This window comes from Dokdonia sp. Hel_I_63, assembly GCF_007827285.1.
Taxonomy (GTDB): domain Bacteria; phylum Bacteroidota; class Bacteroidia; order Flavobacteriales; family Flavobacteriaceae; genus Dokdonia.
The window spans coordinates 270,887-288,866 of the sequence record NZ_VISD01000001.1 but is presented as its reverse complement, the minus strand read 5'-3'; the positions used below and the strand labels follow the sequence as shown (position 1 = coordinate 288,866).

The window sequence follows — 17,980 nt, the reverse complement described above, 5'->3', positions numbered from 1 at the left end:
TCAACGATTTTATTAGATGTATATATGAAAAATTTAATATTAACAATTGCTTTTTTAGCAATACTAGTACTAAGTACCTTTACGCTAGCGGCACAACAAGACCCGCAGTATACGCAGTATATGTACAATACAGTTGCGATAAATCCAGCTTATGCAGGAAATAGAGGTGTAACAAGTATTGTGGGACTTCACAGAAGTCAGTGGGTTGGTCTTGAAGGAGCGCCTAGAACTCAAAGTTTAAGTATTCACTCACCTATAGGAGAGGGTAAAGTAGGTTTAGGTCTATCAATTGTTAACGACGCATTAGGGCCAGCCCAAGAGACGTATATTGGTGCAGATTTTAGCTACACTATAAACACTTCAAATGATGGGAAATTAAGTTTCGGATTGAAGGCTGGAGGGCATGTTTTAGACGTGGACTTTTCTAAATTGACATTGTTTGATGTCTCAGATCCACGTTTTTCTCAAAATATTGATAATAAAATATCACCTATAATAGGAGCAGGATTATATTATCACACAGATCGATTTTATGCTGGACTTAGTGTACCTAACCTAATAGAGACACAACATTTTGATCAAAGTAATAATAGTAATTCTGCTAGTTTTGTAGCAGAAGAGCGTATTAACTATTATGGAATAATGGGCTATACTTTTGATATAAACGATCAGCTTAAATTTAAGCCTAGTACGCTCGTAAAATTAGTTGCAGGTGCGCCATTGCAGGTTGATCTTACAGCAAATTTTCTAGTAATGGAAAAGTTACACTTAGGAGCAGCTTATAGATGGAGCGCAGCTTTAAGTGGCTTAGTAGGATTTCAAGTGTCAGACAGTATGCTCATAGGTCTTGCTTATGATCGTGAGAGTACAGATCTTGGAGAGACGGTATATAATGATGGAAGTTTTGAAGTCTTTCTTCGTTTTGAACTCTTTAACGAGTATGACAGAATGCTTACCCCTAGATTCTTTTAATATGTATACTCTAGCAGTATATCTAATTTGATTACATGATGAAAAATATAATATGTTTTTGCCTTAGCCTCCTATTTTTAGGAGTTTTTACAGGAAATGCTCAAGAAGGAAAAATTGATAAAGCCGATAAAAAGTTCGATCAATATGCTTTCGTAGATGCTAGAAAAATCTACCTAGAGGTAGCAGAGAAAGGATATAAATCTGCAGATCTTTTTCAAAAGATTGCAGATAGCTATTATTTTAATGCAAAATATGGGGAAGCAGAGATGTGGTACAACAAGCTTGTAAGCAACTATGCGGAGGAAATTAAACCAGAATATTATTTCCGTTTTGCACAAACTCTACGTGCACTCAAAAATTATGACCGTGCAGATGAGATGATGGCAAAGTTCAATGATGTAAATGGAGATGATTTAAGAGCAGAGTTGTTTACTGAAGAGCCTAACTACCTTAGTAATATTGATTACAAGAAAAGTAAGTATATAATAGAAGATATACGCAGTATAAATTCTAGATACTCAGATTTTGCCCCAACAGAATATGAGGGTAAGTTAATATTTGCATCATCAAGAGATACTGGTGGTGCAACTAAGAAAATTCACAAATGGAATAATGAACCTTTCTTGGATCTTTACGAATCTAAAGTTGGAGCAACTTCAGGTTCTTATACAATGCCAAAGAGCTTTAGTAGAGAACTGAATTCAAAATTTCACGAGAGTACTACAGCATTTACAAAAGACGGTAACACGGTATATTTTACTAGAAATAATTTCAATAAAGGAAACTACCGTAAGTCTAAAAATGGAACGAATAAGCTTAAAATTTATAAATCTAAAAAAGAAAATGGTAAGTGGTCTACACCTGTAGAAATGCCTTTTAACAGTGATGAGTATTCTACAGCACACCCTACACTTAATGCTGATGAGACTAAATTATATTTTGCCTCAGATATGCCAGGAACGGTTGGATTATCAGATATATGGGTTGCAACAATTGATGCAACAGATTCTGTTGGAACACCAGTAAACTTAGGACGACCTATCAATACAGAAGGTAGAGAGACTTTTCCGTTTATGAGTGCAAAAGGTATACTGTATTTCGGATCTGATGGTCATCCTGGATTAGGAGGACTTGATGTGTTTGCAACAACTCCAAAAACAGATAGTAATGAGCAAGTAACCATCAGCAATATAGGAGAGCCTATAAATAGTTCTTTTGATGATTTTACTTTTATATTAAATGAGGATACCCAAGTAGGCTATTTTGCTTCAAACCGTAAACGCGGTATGGGAAGTGATGATATTTATAAATTTTTAAAAGAAGAAATACCATGCGATATCAAACTGGTGGGTGTGGTTACAGATAAAGATAGTGGTAACCCTATTCCAGAAGCAACAGTGCAGCTTATTAACAGTGAGGGTGTTGTAGTCGAGGCAGTACAAGCAACAAATATGGGAACCTATGCCTTTGAGGCAACTTGTGTAACGCAATATGTCGTGCGAGCTTCAAAAGAAGAATATACCACTGCAGAGGCTATAACTACCACTCCAGACATAACAGGTACTCTTGCAAACGATTTAGTGTTAAGCCTACTACAGAAACCAATTAATATAGGAGATGATCTAGCAAAGGTGTTAGAACTTAACCCTATCTATTTCGATTTTGATCGTTTCAATATCCGTCCAGATGCAGCTCTGGAGCTTGAAAAAGTCATAGCAGTAATGCGCGAGTATCCTAATTTGGTATTAGACGCAAGATCTCATACAGATAGTAGAGGTAAAGATTCTTATAACCTTAGTCTTTCAGATAAACGTGCAAAGGCTACTGTGGCCTATATCATAAATCAAGGTATAAGCTCATCAAGAATCTCTGGACAGGGATATGGAGAAAAGCAACCAGTAAATACATGTTCTAACGGAGTTAATTGTTCCGAAGAAGAACATCAACTTAATAGACGTTCAGAGTTCATCGTAATAAGTAACAATTAAAGAGTTTCTTTTTCTAATACAGAACCTCCTTTTCTTCTGAAGAGGAGGTTTTTTTTATGCGCACGCTTTCGCGAAAGCGTTACACCAACCCTCCAAGTGCTGTCTAGGTGCTGTTTTAATATAAGGGAATCTACCAACTATTAACTTGCATTAAAAATGATTTTAAGAACATTTAAAGAAGCTTTGACACATCTACCCATCCTTTGATGTAAGGAGGCCTTAACACCATAAGAAGCGCTCCACTTAATCATGGTCTAGTGATTTGAGCATTACACACCATAAAATTTGTTGTTTTAACGTATTTACGGTCAATGGGCCAAATAGAATATTCTTTAATTTTAAACTAAAACATTAGTTTAAACTAATGTTTTAGTTATATTTGAGTAATTAATAGAAATAAGGATTATAAGTTATTGTGATCTAAAGGAATACAAAGCTCGACTATGAAACAACTTACAAAGGCAGAAGAAGAGGTGATGCAGCTATTATGGGTAGCCAAAAAAGCAAATGTCGCAACTCTTATTGATAAAATGCCTGAGCCTAAGCCAGCATACAACACCATCTCAACAATCATAAGAATATTAGAAAACAAAGGCTTTGTAGGGCATGAGAAGGAAGGAAGAGGTTATCTCTATTTTCCGCTAGTTACAAAAGAGGTATACAGTAATGACACCATGCACAAAATGATGGATAGCTATTTTAATGGAAGTTTTAAAAGCATGGTGAGCTTCTTTGTAAAAAAGAATGATGTAGGTGTACAAGACCTAGAAGCCATACTCAAAGAAATTAATAAAAACGACTAGTCATGATAGCATATGTAGTCCAAGCCATCTGTTTTCAAGCAATATTCTTAGCGGTGTATTACCTGCTATTAAGAAAGGAAACCTTCTTTGTATGTAATAGAATTTACCTTCTATTGACACCTCTAATAGCGCTAGTATTACCATTTATAAAAATTGCCACATTACAAACCGTAGTTCCTATAGAGGCGATGTCTGTAATATTACCAGAAGTAGTAATAGGTGAAGCAACTACGAGTCAAGCAGAACAGACAAGCTCCTTTGTCATTCCGTGGTTGAGTATTTACTTCGTAGGTGTTGCAGTAAGTGCATTAGTTCTTGTGATAAAGGTTAAAAGTTTTATTAGCTATCTATCTTTTAAACGACGTGGGGAACACATCATTAATGTCCCTAACAGTACAGAAGCATTTACCTTTTTTAAATACATATTTATTGGAGAGGATATAGATACGCTTTCGCGAAAGCAAATCCTTACCCACGAGCAGATACACGCAAAGCAGGGGCATACTTGGGACCTTATCTTTTTTGAAATTATGAAAATTATCTTCTGGTTCAACCCACTAATATATTTCAATCAAAAACTAATAAGCACAGTACATGAATATCTAGCAGATCAAAAAGCAACAGCAGCCTCATCAAAAAAAGCATACTACGAAGAGTTATTAAATACTGCCTTTGGCACTAATAACTTTTCTTTTACAAATACATTTTTCAATCAATCATTAATCAAAAATCGAATCATTATGTTACAAAAATCAAAATCAAAAAAGAGTGCTCTCATCAAGTACGTCGTTATAGTGCCCCTTATACTGGCAATGCTTGTGCAGGTTTCTTGGGCACAAAATTCTGAACAAAAGAGTAGTAATAGAAATTTTACATTAATTGTTTCAAAATTTGAGAACGGCAATGGCTTATATAGTGTTATGGTTAAAGATTCTACAAAGCTTTCATCTAATGAAATGAAATTTATTAAGGAACTTCGAGATGATAAATCACTAGAAATTAATGATATCGTAAAAGAAGTAAAAAACAAAGGGGGCAACGAACAGGATGGTACTGGTCTCAATATATTGTTAATGATGTCTTTAAAAGAATCAGTAACCAAACTTGCAGAAAGGTTTAATATAAAGGCCTACACTTTTGAGGAGTTAAAGGAAATGAGAAATGGAGATCCTAGCTTTGCAGCTTCAGGAATTTATTCCTCTGAAGAAGTAGAAGTTGTCGAAACTCAAGAGGAACTCGAAATACCATTTGCAGTTATAGATAATGTCCCTACCTACCCTGGCTGTAATGAACTAGAAGGGAATGAAGATAAGAAAACTTGTATGTCAGATAAAGTCTCAAAATATGTAAGTGCTAATTTTAATACAAGTATTGCAAAACCACTAGGTCTTACAGGAGTTAACAGAGTGTTTGTATCATTTAGAATTAATAAAAGGGGACAGGTAGATAACGTTGAGGCACGCGCATCACATCCAGATATAGCAGAAGAGGCTAGAAGAGTTATTTACAATCTACCTCAAATGAAACCCGGAAGTCAGGCAGGAGAAGAAGTTGGAGTTCTTTATAGCTTACCAATTACGTTTAAAATAGCAGAGTAACCTATGAGAAAACTAATTATATTTTTAAGTATCATAGCAATAGCTAAAGCCGGAGCACAAGCTCCGGCTTTGGCTATTGCAGATAGTTTATATGCTATGGGAGATTATACAAAAGCAATTGCTCAGTATGAATCTATAAAAGATCCTTCGGCTAGAACATATTTGCAAATAGCAAGAGCCTATAACGGTAAAGGAGTAAAACCTGACGCGCTTTTGTATTATAAAAAGTCGTTAGAGCTTAATGACAGGCAACCCATAGCTCAAACAGAGTACGGTAGATTATTACTGTCAAAGTCAAAGCATCATCTTGCAGACTCAATTTTTTCTGATTTAGCAAAGAGATTCCCTACCAATCCTGAGTATTACTATCAATGGGGGAGAGCGCTTAAAAAGACTGCGGTCAAGGATACCTTAGTTTTAAATAGAAAAGTAGATAATGAAAAGATAGACACTTCAGAAAAAGCTTTTGCAAAGGCAGTACAGCTAGATTCTACACATCAAAATGCGATGTATGAGCTTGCAAAGCATCATCTAGGATTAAAAGAATACGACATCGTAGAAAAGATTTCTGAGAAAGCACTTGAGAGTTATCCCGAGAATATTAAAATAATTAATATTCTAGCTCAAAACTATTACATAAAAGGATGGTGGGTTGAGGCTATAGCGTGGTTTAATAATCTTCTAGATTTAGAAGTGGATACTGCGTTTGTGAGAAATAAACTAGGGCGTGCCTACTACGAGAAAAGAATGTATCCAGAGGCTATAGAAGCTTATGAAGAAGTACTCGCTTATGATGATGAAGACTGGGGAACACTTATTACCCTTGCTAGGTTATATAACTTTAACAGAGAATACGATAAGGCCGTTGATTATTCGACTAAAGCGCTTAGGTATAAAGATTTGCCGCTTGATGATGTGTACTTTACGTTAGGTAGGGCTTATGAGTTTAAGAAAGAGTTCACTAAGGCAATGAAGCATTATCAACTAGCAGTTAAAGAAGATCCTGATAACCTTGATGCCGTATATGCCATCGCAGTAGCAGCCGATAATTATTATGAAGACAAGGAAGAGGTTGTCCAGTTGTATGAGAAGTTTGTGGCTCAATCTGAAAAATCAAAATCAAAGCCATATTTGATAAGAATAGCTAAGGAGAGAATTGTAATCCTCAAAAGAGAAATTTTTGAAGCAAAAAAAGCGCAGGACTAACCCTATTTACAGCACTTTTAAACGAGATTTAAAAATCGTACTTTCGAAGTACGTATGAGAGGCTTACTATATCGTGGTTTAGTAATGATTACAGCAATAGCTGTAATGACTTCTTGCGACCGTATAGAAACAAAAAAGATCTCATCTTCTGAGTATCTTTCAGAAAGTTGGAAGGCCATAGATCTTCATAAAGTGGACGGCTATCCTACCTTTGATACATGTAGCTCACAAGCAGAAGGGGAGGCGTTGAGAGTATGTTTTGAAGAGACAGTAACGAGCACGTTTTATGAGTCTTTTGGTAAACACACGATTGTTGTAAATAGAGTACTAAACGATACGATTGTGGTGAATTTTGTGGTCAATGAAAAGGGTAAATACTGTATTGATACCCTTGCTATTACGCCAGAAATTCGCGCAGAAATTCCAAAACTAGAGCAGTGGATTCATGAAGCAGCCAAACAACTTCCTCAGGCTAAAGCAGCCACAAAACAAGGAGTCCCAGTAAAGACAAAATTTAAAATACCAGTAGTTCTCAAGGTGGAGTAAATAACTTTAGAAAATGTTATCGGCTATTATTTCATGTAGTCTCTACCTTTCCATTGGTAACTGCTAGTAAGCGATTTTATGGCTATGTAAGTGCTTAAAAATGGGTAACAAATCATCACAGTAGGATACCATTTTAAGTAGGGAAGTTTCTTATAAAACTGCGCCTCAGTTGCGATAAGAATTCCATCAGCGATTATTTTCAATAGCAATGCGATGATGATTAGAGATTGAGTTTCCGCTTTCGCGAAAGCGAGATAAATCAAACCTAAGCCACTCATAAGATTAACGCTCACAACTAATAAACCCACGAGTTTTGAGAACCAAAACGTGTAAGCGCTAGACTTGGCTGCCCATCGTGTGCGCTGTGCTATAAATGTACTCCACTGCTCTTGTGGCTGTGTGGTTACAATGGCATCTTGAGAGCGTAGATAACTTATCTTATTTTTAAAATTTTCTTGAAATTTCTCTAGTAAAAAATGATCATCACCACTCGCTATATGATCATTATTAGCAAATCCTTGCACCTTTATAAAGGCATCTTTATCATACGCAAGATTTGCTCCGTTGCATAAAAAGGGAAGGCCAAAATAAAAGCTTCCAGCGGTTGCTCCCATTAGGCTTAAAAAGTCCAATTGCTCATATGCAGTTAAGAAGGTAGGACGCGCTGTGGTAGCGATAGCAACCGGCATAATGACCATAAGTGGTTGCTCTTGTTGTATCGCAGCATCTAGTGTGGCAAGCCATTGTGTAGGGACGTAGCAATCTGCATCTGTGGTGACAATCCAGTTATGTGTTGCCTTATTAATAGCAGTTTGCAACGCATCTTTTTTAGGGGATGCTGTAGCACGCAGATTATTAATAATAATCACATTAGAAATCTGATAACTCCTGAGGTATTGATTAATCACCTCAAGGGAGTTGTCTGTAGAGGCATCATTTACAAGAATAAGTTCCCAATTATGAGATGGGTAATCTATTGCGGCTAGTGAGGCTAATAATCGTGGCAGGTTCTTAGATTCATTTCTAAATGGTACAATTACTGTAAATCTGTTTTTATGCGCTCTAGTAAGATTATCAAAAGTACCAGCATGCTTTATTTTAATGGCGAAGCCAAGTATGATCATACCGTAAAAAACAAAAACAAAAAGTAGTATCCAGATCATCTTTTATAGGGCTGAGCTTGAGCGCTTTTTATTTTTGAACAAGAAGATAGTTCCTGGCAAGAGTGGCAACATGACATTGCATAACCACATAATGAGCACGGTGCTTAACACAATTTCTTCCGGTACAAAATACCAGCCAAAAACAAGTACGGCAACTCCGCCGCGTACCACAACATCAAGTAGTTGCATCACGGGTATTACAGAACTTAAAATATACATTGCCGTAATACACGACATTGCAAATACGTAGGGGATATCTGCTCCCAACATCAGTAAAATAATATAAAATTGATGTGCAAATATTGCATAACGTATAAAGGAATATAAGCGAGTCTTGCGTTTGATATCTTTAGGTATAGCCTTCCAGAAGCTTTTGATTTTATACCATGCATTTCCTTTTAATGACCAATTAAAACGCTTGAGAACTTTTGGTAATATTTGATAAAATACCAGTGTCATAAAAATACTTAGACCCCAGAAAAAGATTGCAGTGCCACTTGTAAATAACGCTAGTATACCTAAGCCTACAAAACCTACAACAAGCGTTGCCAGCAGCTGGTACATGTTTCCTATAAAATTTAAGAAGAGGATTTTTTTGCGTTGCTCTTTTGGGTAATACAGCGCTTTGGCTCCATAATCACCCGCTTTTGCTGGAGTTACAAAACCAGCAAGATGAGCAGTAAGGGTTTGTTGTACGCTTTCGCGAAAGCTTAACTGGCTAAAGTAACCTACTAAAACTTGCCATTTTTTAAACTCAAAAAACCAATTGCCAGCTGTAAGTAATAGTATTATTATAATATAGAAATATAACGATGACGTGTTTATTTCAGAAAGCTGAAACTGGAGATTAATTAGTGCGCTTCGGTTGAGTTTGCTATAAATAAAATATCCAGCGAGTACTACAATGAGAATCTTAAGAGTCGCCCAGAGTAATTGCGTAGCTTTGTGAGATAATCTAGGCATTCATTTCTTTGTTAAGGATGAGCACAAAGTAACAATAAAAGCATTGGCAGACGAAAGAATCATATTAGGGATTGATCCAGGAACCACAATTATGGGTTTTGGACTCATTAAAATAGTGGGAAAGAAGATGGAATTCATGCTGCTTAATGAGTTGTTGCTTCAAAAGTATAATGACCCATACGTGAAGCTTAAACTTATTTTTGAGCGAACTATCCAATTAATTGACACCTATCACCCAGATGAGATTGCGATAGAGGCGCCATTTTTTGGAAAGAATGTACAAAGTATGCTCAAGCTAGGTAGAGCACAAGGTGTGGCGATGGCTGCGGGATTATCTAGAGAAATCCCCATCACAGAATATCTTCCTAAAAAGATAAAAATGGCAGTTACTGGAAACGGTAATGCAAGTAAGGAGCAAGTGGCAAGAATGCTGCAGTCTTTATTGAAATTAAAAACCTTGCCTAAAAACTTAGACTCCACAGATGGACTCGCAGCAGCAGTCTGTCATTATTACAATTCTGGAAAAGTAGAAATAGGTAAAAGCTATTCTGGCTGGGAAAGCTTTGTAAAGCAAAATGATAAGCGGGTTAAGAAATAATATTCTTTTAGAAATTATGGCATCCATCTACATTCACATACCATTTTGCAAGCAAGCATGTCACTATTGTGATTTTCACTTTTCGACCACCATGGGTAAAAAGGAGGAAATGATAACGGCAATCATAAGCGAACTTGAGATGCGTAAAGCCGAGTTTGAAAATGATGAAGTGTCTAATGTCTACTTTGGTGGAGGTACACCTTCTGTTTTGAACACTGATGAGATTGAACAAATTATAGATGCCTGTTATAAGCATTATACGATTGAAGAAGATCCAGAAATTACCCTAGAAGCAAACCCTGATGATCTTACTCCAGAGAAAATAAGCGAACTAGCGGCATCAAGAATTAACAGGTTGAGCATAGGCGTACAATCGTTTTTTGAAGAAGATCTCAAGTTAATGAACCGTGCCCACAATGCTACCGAAGCCATAGATTGCCTAGTGCTTTCAAGAAAACAATTTCCTAATAGTTCGCTCGATCTTATTTACGGAATCCCTGGGATGACTAATGAGCGTTGGGAAGAAAATATTGATCAAGCTTTAAAACTTGATGTACCTCATATATCTGCATACGCACTTACCGTAGAACCTAAGACAGCATTAGAAAATTTCATCAAAAAAGGAATTGTTCCACCCGTAGAGGACGAGGTTGCTCAAGAGCATCATGAGCTTTTAATACGTAAAATGGAAGAAGCAGGCTATGAGAACTATGAGTTTTCAAACTTTGCAAAGCCTGGTTTCCACTCTAGAAACAATACGGCCTACTGGCAAGGGAAAAAATACATTGGGATAGGCCCTTCTGCACATAGTTATGATAATAATCGTCGCGCGTGGAATATTAATAACAACCCGAAGTACATAAAAGCAATCACTGCTGGAGAGTTGCCTCAAGAGGTGGAAGAGCTCTCACTTACAGATCAATATAATGAGTATGTGATGACTAGATTGCGCACGCAGTTTGGTGTTTCACTTACAGAGATAGCCACTTTATATGGCGATAAGTACAAAGACTATTTTATTGAGTATTCACAAAAGCATGTAGAAGAACATCTCTTGTTTATAGAAGGTGACCGTGTGTATGTGTCAAAAAAAGGGAAGTTCTTAAGTGACGGAATCGCTAGTGATTTGTTTATCTTAAATTTAAAGTAGCGCTTTCTAATCTTTTAATTTGCACTAGTAGATATTTCAATTATCTATAAGGCAAAAGACTTAGGTTAATCTATTCAGGATTTTTATCTTTAGTCTTCTTTTGAATTACGCTATGCTTGCAACAATATCCCATAATAAAGAAACTTTTAAGGTCGATCTTTTAAAACCTATTGATCTCTCGATTCCTCTTACTCCTAAGAAGAATCCGCTGGCTTGGTATATTGACCCGCCTAAGTTTGAGACAGTCACAGATGGCGATTGGGTAGGCAAAGTGAGTGAAGGCGGAGATGTGAATTTCACCACAATAACGTTTAATCCACATTCTCATGGCACACACACAGAGACCGCTGGACACATTACAGAAAAGGTGCACAGTATCAATAAAAACCTGAAGACATTCTTTTTTGTGGCAGAGGTGATCACTGTAATTCCGGAACCCTTAGATAACGACGAAGATGATTTTATATTGAGAGATAAGCAGTTCCACAGTATACTTAAAGGCAAATCTCCAGAAGCTTTAGTCATTCGAACATTGCCTAATGCACGAGAAAAGAAAACAATGAATTGGTCTCATACAAACTGGCCGTTTATAGAAGAAAAAGCAATGGTACGCTTTCGCGAAAGCGGAATCAAACACCTCCTCATAGATCTTCCAAGTGTAGACAAAGAAAAAGATGGTGGAGCTCTTAAAGCACATCACGCCTTCTGGAATGTAGAAGAAAATATACGACTAGATGCAACCATCACAGAGATGATTTATGTACCGCACAAAGTGGCAGATGGTAGATATCTTCTCAATTTACAAATTGCTCCTTTTGAGAACGATGCTACACCAAGTAAGCCTGTGTTGTACAAAATAGAAACTGAATAATGCAAGCACCTTACTACGCTGTAATTTTTACATCTACACGAACCAGTAGCACGAGAGGTTACAAACAAGCCGCAGATCTTATGGAGGAGCTGGCGGCAACAATGCCTGGTTTTCTAGGAGTAGAGGGCGCTAGAAATGATAGCGACCATCTCGGGATTACTGTTTCTTACTGGAAAACATTAAAGGATATCGCTCACTGGAAAGCACAAGCGGAGCATCAAGGTGCCCAGCGCATGGGTAAATCAGACTGGTACGATAATTATACGGTCAGGATTTGTAAAGTAGAGCGAGAGTACTCTTTTAATAAAAGTTAAAGTACTCCCAAAAGTTAACACGCTTATACTACACGTTTTAACATTCCCGTTCAACAAATAACCACACTACCTGAATCTAAATTCAATCAGTTACTAATTTGCTTAAAATCTGCTGCCTTTTGGTATACATTTGAGCACCCAAAATTTGAGGAATAACCTGTTTGTTTATCAATAAGTAACCCTTAGTTTTGGATACCTAACACCATCACAATCAATGCTTAAAAACCATCTGCTCACCGTCATTACCTTGTTCTTATTTGCCATTTCTTGCGATAAAACTCCAGCACCTACAGATAATTTATTTAAGTACAAGGATTACATCTCGTACACTACAGAAGGTAGGCAGTCTGTAAAGAACCCTATACGAGTAGAGCTAGCAAAAGCGCTCTCACAGTTTGAGTTGGATCAAGAATTACCGGATAATATACTTAAGATAAGCCCTAGTGTTGCAGGTAAATTAAGCATACGTAACCAGCGATTGCTAGAGTTTGTGCCTAGTGAACCACTGGCACCAAATACCGAGTACGAGGTGACTGTATTGTTAGATAAACTCTATGATGATCTAGAAAAAGGGATGGATGAATTTCACTTTTCTTTTAAGACCATCACGCCAGATTTTAAAGTGAACCTGCGTGCATTACAATCATATAGTAAAGAATATAACTATCTAGAAGGACAGATAGAGGGGAGTGATGATATCGCTTTCGCGAAAGCGCAACAACTCATACATGCTACACAAAATGGAAATGCACTACCTATTAAATGGATTAGCCAAGATGCTTATGCTAGATTTCACTCCTTTAGAATAGACAGTATCTCTAGAGCCGAAGAGGACTCAGAAATTAAAATATCGTGGAATGGTAAAGCGATAGGAGCAAAAGAAACTAAAGGAGAAAATACCGTAGAAATCCCAGGTCGTAATAACTTTAAAATTATAGGGATCGATCAAACTAGAGGAGCAAATGCGTCACTAGCAATTAACTTTTCAGACCCTATACAAGACAAGCAAAATTTTGCCGGACTGGTAACTATCCAGCAAGGTGGTAATCTTCGTTTTGAGGTAAATGGTAATGTACTTACCGTATATCCAGAGACTAAAATTGTAGGAAATGCACTGGTTGAGGTTTTTGAAGGTATTAAAAGCACAGATGGATATAGGCTTAAAGAGCAGTTTCAAGAATCAATAAGTTTTGAGCAGGTAAAACCTGCTGTGCGCGCTATAACTAACGGGGTGATTTTACCTAATTCAGCAAGTACTCCTTTTTACTTTGAAGCCGTAAGCTTGAGCCACGTAGATGTAAGGATCATCAAGATTTTTGAAAACAATGTGTTACAGTTTTTACAAGATGGACAACTCAATGATGTAAGTACCTATAACTTAAAAAGAGTAGGTCGCAGGATAGCAAAGAAAACCATACAAATAGCAAATAAAGAATACCTAGATAATGGGCAGTGGAAAGCTCATGGTATTGATCTCTCTACGGTATTTAAGGCAGATCCTGGAGCACTATATCGTATAGAGATAAGTTATAAGCCAGCATACGCAATCTTTGAATGTACAGATGATACATCTACCGCTGTAGATGATGATAGCTATGATGATTATTACTATGAAGAAGATTATTATAACAACTCAAACACAGAAGCAGAAAGTGCAGATGAAGACACAAGAGAGGAACAATACTGGGATAACCGTATTTATAGATGGCGTAAGCAAGTATATAACTGGGAGCAAGAAGATAATCCATGCCATCCAGCTTATTATCAAGAAGGGAGGTTTATAAATAGCAATTTATTAGGATCAGATTTAGGAATCATTGTAAAGAAAGGAAAAGACAATTCTTACCTCTTTGCAGCGGCAGATATTATTACAACTACCCCAGAAGCAAATACAAAAATCACACTTTATAATTATCAAAAGCAAGCAATAGCAAAGGTGACTACAGATGCGACGGGTATTGCAAATGTAACTCCTGATGGTCATGCAGTTTTTGCCGTAGCAGTAAAGGATAACAATTATGCATACTTAAAACTAGAAGACGGGCATAGTTTGTCTATGAGTAAGTTTGATATTTCTGGTAACCAGTTAGAAAAAGGTCTTAAAGGCTTTACATATGTAGAACGCGGTGTGCATCGTCCAGGAGATACCATACATCTTACATTTACACTAGACGATAAAGCAAATCCGCTGCCTAAAGACCATCCAGTAAAACTTGAAGTTACAGACCCTAGAGGGAAGTTGATGTACAGAAAGGTACTCACTAGTAAAGTGGGAACATCTCAAAGTAATGAACGCTCGCTTAATAATTTTTACTATTTCCCTGTCCCAACAACACAAACGGCTCCTACTGGAAATTATAATGCGACCATCTCTGTAGGAGGAGCAACATTTTATAAGTCTCTTAAAGTAGAAACTATAAAGCCTAACCGACTCAAGGTTAATTTAGAATTTAAGGATGAAATACTAGATGCCAGTGGTAGTATAGAGGGTACTGCCACCGTAAAATGGCTCCACGGAGCACCAGCACGCAATCTCATAATTGTAAGTGACGCTACCATCCGCAGTTCAAATAGCGGTTTCAAGAAGTTTCCTAAATATAATTTTTATGATCCTATCCGTAGTTTTAGCGAGGTAGAAATTAATGTGCTAGACGGTAAACTAGACAATGAGGGAAGTACTAAAATCAATAAGAAACTAGAACTCAGTAAGCGCGCTCCAGGAATGCTTAAAGCTACGTTTGTAACAAAGGCCTATGAAGGTGGTGGTGATTTTTCACTTGATGTTGTTAGTAAAGATGTGTCGCCTTTTGAGCATTTTGTAGGCTTACGCTCACCAGAAAGTAGAGCCTACGGCAGCTATTATACAGATGAGAATACAGCATTTGATCTTGCGACAACAGATGCACAAGGAAATCCAGCTGGCAATCGTAAGCTAGAAGTAAAAGTTTTTAAAATGGAATGGCGCTGGTGGTGGAACCGTAATAACGATAATTACTCAAGCTATGAGACAGGCACTGTGCACACGCCCGTACAGAACTTCACAGTTACTTCTGGAGCAAATGGAAAAACAAGTTTTAATGTAAATATTCCAGAAAAAGAAAGCGGTCGTTATCTCATTAGAATTTTAGACCCAGAGAGTGGTCACGCCACGGGACGCATAGCATATTTCTATAGAAACTGGAGTGGTTTACAAAGTGATCCTGAGAGTGCAAAGATGCTCGTGTTTTCTGCAGATAAAGAGAAGTATAATGTGGGAGAAAAAGCCATTATTAAATTCCCGTCATCAGCGGCAGGAAGAGCGCTCGTAAGTATTGAAAATGGTACGAGCGTACTAGAAACGTACTGGGTAGATGCGGTCAAAGGAGAAACAGAAGTACGTATTCCTGTTACCTCAGAGATGGCGCCTAATGTGTATGTAAACATTGCATTATTGCAGCCCCATGAACAGTCGGCAAATGATTTGCCTATCAGGTTATACGGTGTGATTCCGTTGCTTGTGGAGGATGTTAATACGGTGTTGCAACCACAAATATCCATGCCAGATGTTCTCAAGCCAGAGGAGAATTATACGATAAAGGTAAGTGAGAAAAATAGCAAAGCAATGACTTATACCATTGCTGTGGTGGATGACGGCTTGCTAGATCTTACGAGATTTCAAACGCCAGAAATTCACAAGCATTTTTATAGTAGGGAAGCGCTCGGAGTAAAGTCGTTTGACATGTATGATTATGTAATCGGTGCATACTCGGGTAGTGTAGATAATATTTATGCAATAGGTGGAGGTGATGCAGGAAGTGCTGCCAAAAACCGAAAAGCAGAACGTTTTAAACCCGTTGTTAGCTTTTTAGGTCCTTTTGCTTTAAGCGAAAATGAAACAAAATCACATACTATAAAAATGCCAAATTATGTAGGCTCTGTACGTGCGATGGTGATTGCTGGAGATGCCACAAAAAGCGCCTACGGTAAATCAGACAAAACGGTGGCTGTGCGTAAACCATTGATGGTGTTAGGTTCGCTTCCGCGAAAATTATCTCCAGGAGAGCACGTGACTTTACCCGTTACCGTGTTTGCCATGGAAAGTAAAATCAAGCAGGCTAAGATTACGATAAAAACTTCTGAAGCTTTTAAAGCGTCTGACGGGAATGTGAAAACGGTAAATTTCACGCAAGTGGGAGAAAAAATAGTGCCATTTGAGTTTGATATGCAAGCCGCAACAGGAGTGCAAACGGTACAGATTATTGTAGAAGGTCACGGAGAACGTGCAACCTATGAAGTAGAAATCGATGTAGAAAATCCAAACCCTATCACGCAACAAGTAACCGACTATGAACTAGACGCTAGCGGAGATCTTACCATTGATTATTCAACCTTTGGTGTTGCAGGAACAAATGAAAGCGCTTTAGAGTTTTCAACATTACCACCTATGGATTTTACAAAGCGTATGCAGTACTTAATACGCTATCCACACGGTTGTGTAGAGCAAACTACGTCTGGCGTATTTCCGCAATTATTCTTGAGTGATATTTTTGATCTGACTTATGAGCAAAAAGCCGAATCACAAGAACACATCAAACACGGAATTACCCGTCTAGGAAGATTCCAGAATGCAGATGGTGGTCTTGGTTACTGGCAAGGAGAATCAGAAGCAGATGACTGGGGTACAAGTTACGCAGGTCATTTTATGGTAGAAGCACAAAAGAAAGGCTATGCATTGCCACTTACTTTTATGAGTAACTGGCTGCGTTTCCAGAAAAAAGCAGCCCGCGAGTGGCGATCAGGGCAGTATGCCTATAATGCCACCTTAATGCAAGCATATCGTTTATATACCCTTGCTCTAGCTGGACAACCAGATCTTGCGGCAATGAACCGCTTGCGCGAAAACGGAAATTTATCAAACGAGAGCAAATGGAGACTAGCAGGAGCCTATGCACTTGTGGGGCAGGAGAAAGTAGCTCGCGAACTAATAGTAACGGCAAATATTGATTTTAAGCCCAAAAATTATGACTACCAGACCTATGGTTCTGTATATCGTAACAGAGCGATGGCACTAGAAACAATGGTGGTTATGAATGATGCTAAGCAAAAAGAATTGGCTATATCAATCGCCAAAACGCTAGCGTCAGATAGATGGTTGAGTACGCAAGAAACAAGTTATGCGTTACTCGCTATGGCAAAAATGGTGACTAAAAACGGTGGTAAAGCCATGCAGCTGTCTATGATGAAAAACGGTAAGGAAGTGGTGATAAACACGCCACAAGCCATAGCGCTCAGAGATCTCAAGACACAAGATGGTAAGAATAGCATCACACTTAAAAATCAGAAAGAAAATACTGTGTTTGTGCGCTTAGTACAGAGTGGAAAATTACCACTAGGTAAAGAGCTCACAGATAGTAAAAATCTGAGAGTGAATACAACCTTTATGGATGGGTCAGGAAATTCTATTGCGGCTAATAAGCTACGTCAAGGAGAGGAGTTTACTGCAAGAATTACAGTAAGTAATAACAGTCGTGACTATGTAGATAATATCGCACTCACACAAATCTTTCCAAGCGGGTGGGAAATTGTAAACACACGCTTTACAGATGCACAAGGCGGTACAGAAGGCAGCGCACGCTACACAGACATAAGAGATGATAGAGTCAACTTTTATTTTGATATGAGTAAAGCCAGCACAAAAACGTTTACAGTACGTCTCAATGCAAGTTACTTAGGTAGGTATTACTTGCCGGGCACTCAGGTAGAAGCAATGTATGATGCAAATTATTATGCAAGAAACAAAGGTAATTGGGTATTGATTGAGAAGTAGTA

13 protein-coding genes are annotated in these 17,980 nt (G+C 37.7%); 11 read left to right on the top strand and 2 right to left on the bottom strand.

Going from position 1 to position 17,980, the window contains the following annotated elements; genetic code table 11:
- Positions 1 to 24: 24 nt before the first annotated feature.
- From JM84_RS01230 to JM84_RS01205, 6 genes are all read left to right on the top strand, one after another.
- The gene (locus JM84_RS01230) at positions 25 to 972 is read left to right on the top strand and encodes a type IX secretion system membrane protein PorP/SprF (protein ID WP_013750895.1); all 948 of its coding nucleotides are present in this window, start codon (positions 25 to 27) and stop codon (positions 970 to 972) included.
- Between the two features lie 35 nt (positions 973 to 1,007).
- Positions 1,008 to 2,960, top strand: a complete 1,953-nt coding sequence (locus JM84_RS01225) for an OmpA family protein (protein WP_013750896.1) — start codon at positions 1,008 to 1,010, stop codon at positions 2,958 to 2,960.
- A gap of 443 nt (positions 2,961 to 3,403) precedes the next feature.
- The gene (locus tag JM84_RS01220) at positions 3,404 to 3,763 is read left to right on the top strand and encodes a BlaI/MecI/CopY family transcriptional regulator (protein ID WP_013750897.1); all 360 of its coding nucleotides are present in this window, start codon (positions 3,404 to 3,406) and stop codon (positions 3,761 to 3,763) included.
- Positions 3,764 to 3,765: 2 nt separating this feature from the next.
- Positions 3,766 to 5,361, top strand: a complete 1,596-nt coding sequence (locus JM84_RS01215; protein ID WP_013750898.1) for a M56 family metallopeptidase — start codon at positions 3,766 to 3,768, stop codon at positions 5,359 to 5,361.
- A gap of 3 nt (positions 5,362 to 5,364) precedes the next feature.
- Positions 5,365 to 6,567, top strand: coding sequence for a tetratricopeptide repeat protein (locus JM84_RS01210; protein WP_144782365.1), 1,203 nt, complete (start codon positions 5,365 to 5,367; stop codon positions 6,565 to 6,567).
- Positions 6,568 to 6,651: 84 nt separating this feature from the next.
- Positions 6,652 to 7,113 carry a hypothetical protein gene (locus tag JM84_RS01205; RefSeq protein WP_186439089.1) on the top strand — a complete coding sequence of 154 codons (462 nt, stop codon included), beginning with the start codon at positions 6,652 to 6,654 and terminating at the stop codon, positions 7,111 to 7,113.
- 26 nt (positions 7,114 to 7,139) lie between these two features.
- Here JM84_RS01205 and JM84_RS01200 read toward each other — a convergent pair whose 3' ends face one another.
- The gene (locus JM84_RS01200) at positions 7,140 to 8,276 is read right to left on the bottom strand and encodes a glycosyltransferase (RefSeq protein WP_144782361.1); all 1,137 of its coding nucleotides are present in this window, start codon (positions 8,274 to 8,276) and stop codon (positions 7,140 to 7,142) included.
- Between the two features lie 3 nt (positions 8,277 to 8,279).
- Positions 8,280 to 9,239, bottom strand: coding sequence for a lysylphosphatidylglycerol synthase domain-containing protein (locus JM84_RS01195; protein WP_144782359.1), 960 nt, complete (start codon positions 9,237 to 9,239; stop codon positions 8,280 to 8,282).
- A gap of 43 nt (positions 9,240 to 9,282) precedes the next feature.
- Between JM84_RS01195 and ruvC the strand changes: the two genes are divergently transcribed.
- The 5 genes from ruvC (at position 9,283) to JM84_RS01170 (ending at position 17,978) form a co-directional block, all read left to right on the top strand.
- Positions 9,283 to 9,837, top strand: coding sequence for a crossover junction endodeoxyribonuclease RuvC (gene ruvC, locus JM84_RS01190; protein ID WP_144782357.1), 555 nt, complete (start codon positions 9,283 to 9,285; stop codon positions 9,835 to 9,837).
- Positions 9,838 to 9,853: 16 nt separating this feature from the next.
- Positions 9,854 to 10,987 (top strand): radical SAM family heme chaperone HemW, encoded by a 1,134-nt coding sequence (gene hemW / locus JM84_RS01185; RefSeq protein WP_144782355.1) that lies wholly within the window; start codon positions 9,854 to 9,856, stop codon positions 10,985 to 10,987.
- A gap of 112 nt (positions 10,988 to 11,099) precedes the next feature.
- Entirely contained in the window at positions 11,100 to 11,858 is a 759-nt protein-coding gene (locus JM84_RS01180) for a cyclase family protein (protein ID WP_144782353.1), read from the top strand.
- A complete protein-coding gene (locus JM84_RS01175) occupies positions 11,858 to 12,172 on the top strand; it encodes an antibiotic biosynthesis monooxygenase family protein (protein WP_013750906.1) in 315 nt (104 codons plus the stop codon). The genes JM84_RS01180 and JM84_RS01175 overlap by 1 nt, the downstream gene beginning before the upstream one ends.
- Positions 12,173 to 12,386: 214 nt before the next feature.
- The gene (locus JM84_RS01170; protein ID WP_144782351.1) at positions 12,387 to 17,978 is read left to right on the top strand and encodes an alpha-2-macroglobulin family protein; all 5,592 of its coding nucleotides are present in this window, start codon (positions 12,387 to 12,389) and stop codon (positions 17,976 to 17,978) included.
- Positions 17,979 to 17,980: the final 2 nt, after the last annotated feature.

Bases quoted from the DNA above. Each gene is read 5' to 3' on its own strand.
- JM84_RS01215 (WP_013750898.1), top strand. From the start codon at position 3,766: ATGATAGCATATGTAGTCCAAGCCATCTGTTTTCAAGCAATATTCTTA.
- JM84_RS01170 (WP_144782351.1), top strand. From the start codon at position 12,387: ATGCTTAAAAACCATCTGCTCACCGTCATTACCTTGTTCTTATTTGCC.
- JM84_RS01205 (WP_186439089.1), top strand. From the start codon at position 6,652: ATGATTACAGCAATAGCTGTAATGACTTCTTGCGACCGTATAGAAACA.
- JM84_RS01195 (WP_144782359.1), bottom strand. From the start codon at position 9,239: ATGCCTAGATTATCTCACAAAGCTACGCAATTACTCTGGGCGACTCTT.
- JM84_RS01210 (WP_144782365.1), top strand. From the start codon at position 5,365: ATGAGAAAACTAATTATATTTTTAAGTATCATAGCAATAGCTAAAGCC.
- JM84_RS01230 (WP_013750895.1), top strand. From the start codon at position 25: ATGAAAAATTTAATATTAACAATTGCTTTTTTAGCAATACTAGTACTA.
- JM84_RS01180 (WP_144782353.1), top strand. From the start codon at position 11,100: ATGCTTGCAACAATATCCCATAATAAAGAAACTTTTAAGGTCGATCTT.
- JM84_RS01200 (WP_144782361.1), bottom strand. From the start codon at position 8,276: ATGATCTGGATACTACTTTTTGTTTTTGTTTTTTACGGTATGATCATA.
- JM84_RS01225 (WP_013750896.1), top strand. From the start codon at position 1,008: ATGATGAAAAATATAATATGTTTTTGCCTTAGCCTCCTATTTTTAGGA.
- hemW (WP_144782355.1), top strand. From the start codon at position 9,854: ATGGCATCCATCTACATTCACATACCATTTTGCAAGCAAGCATGTCAC.
- JM84_RS01220 (WP_013750897.1), top strand. From the start codon at position 3,404: ATGAAACAACTTACAAAGGCAGAAGAAGAGGTGATGCAGCTATTATGG.
- JM84_RS01175 (WP_013750906.1), top strand. From the start codon at position 11,858: ATGCAAGCACCTTACTACGCTGTAATTTTTACATCTACACGAACCAGT.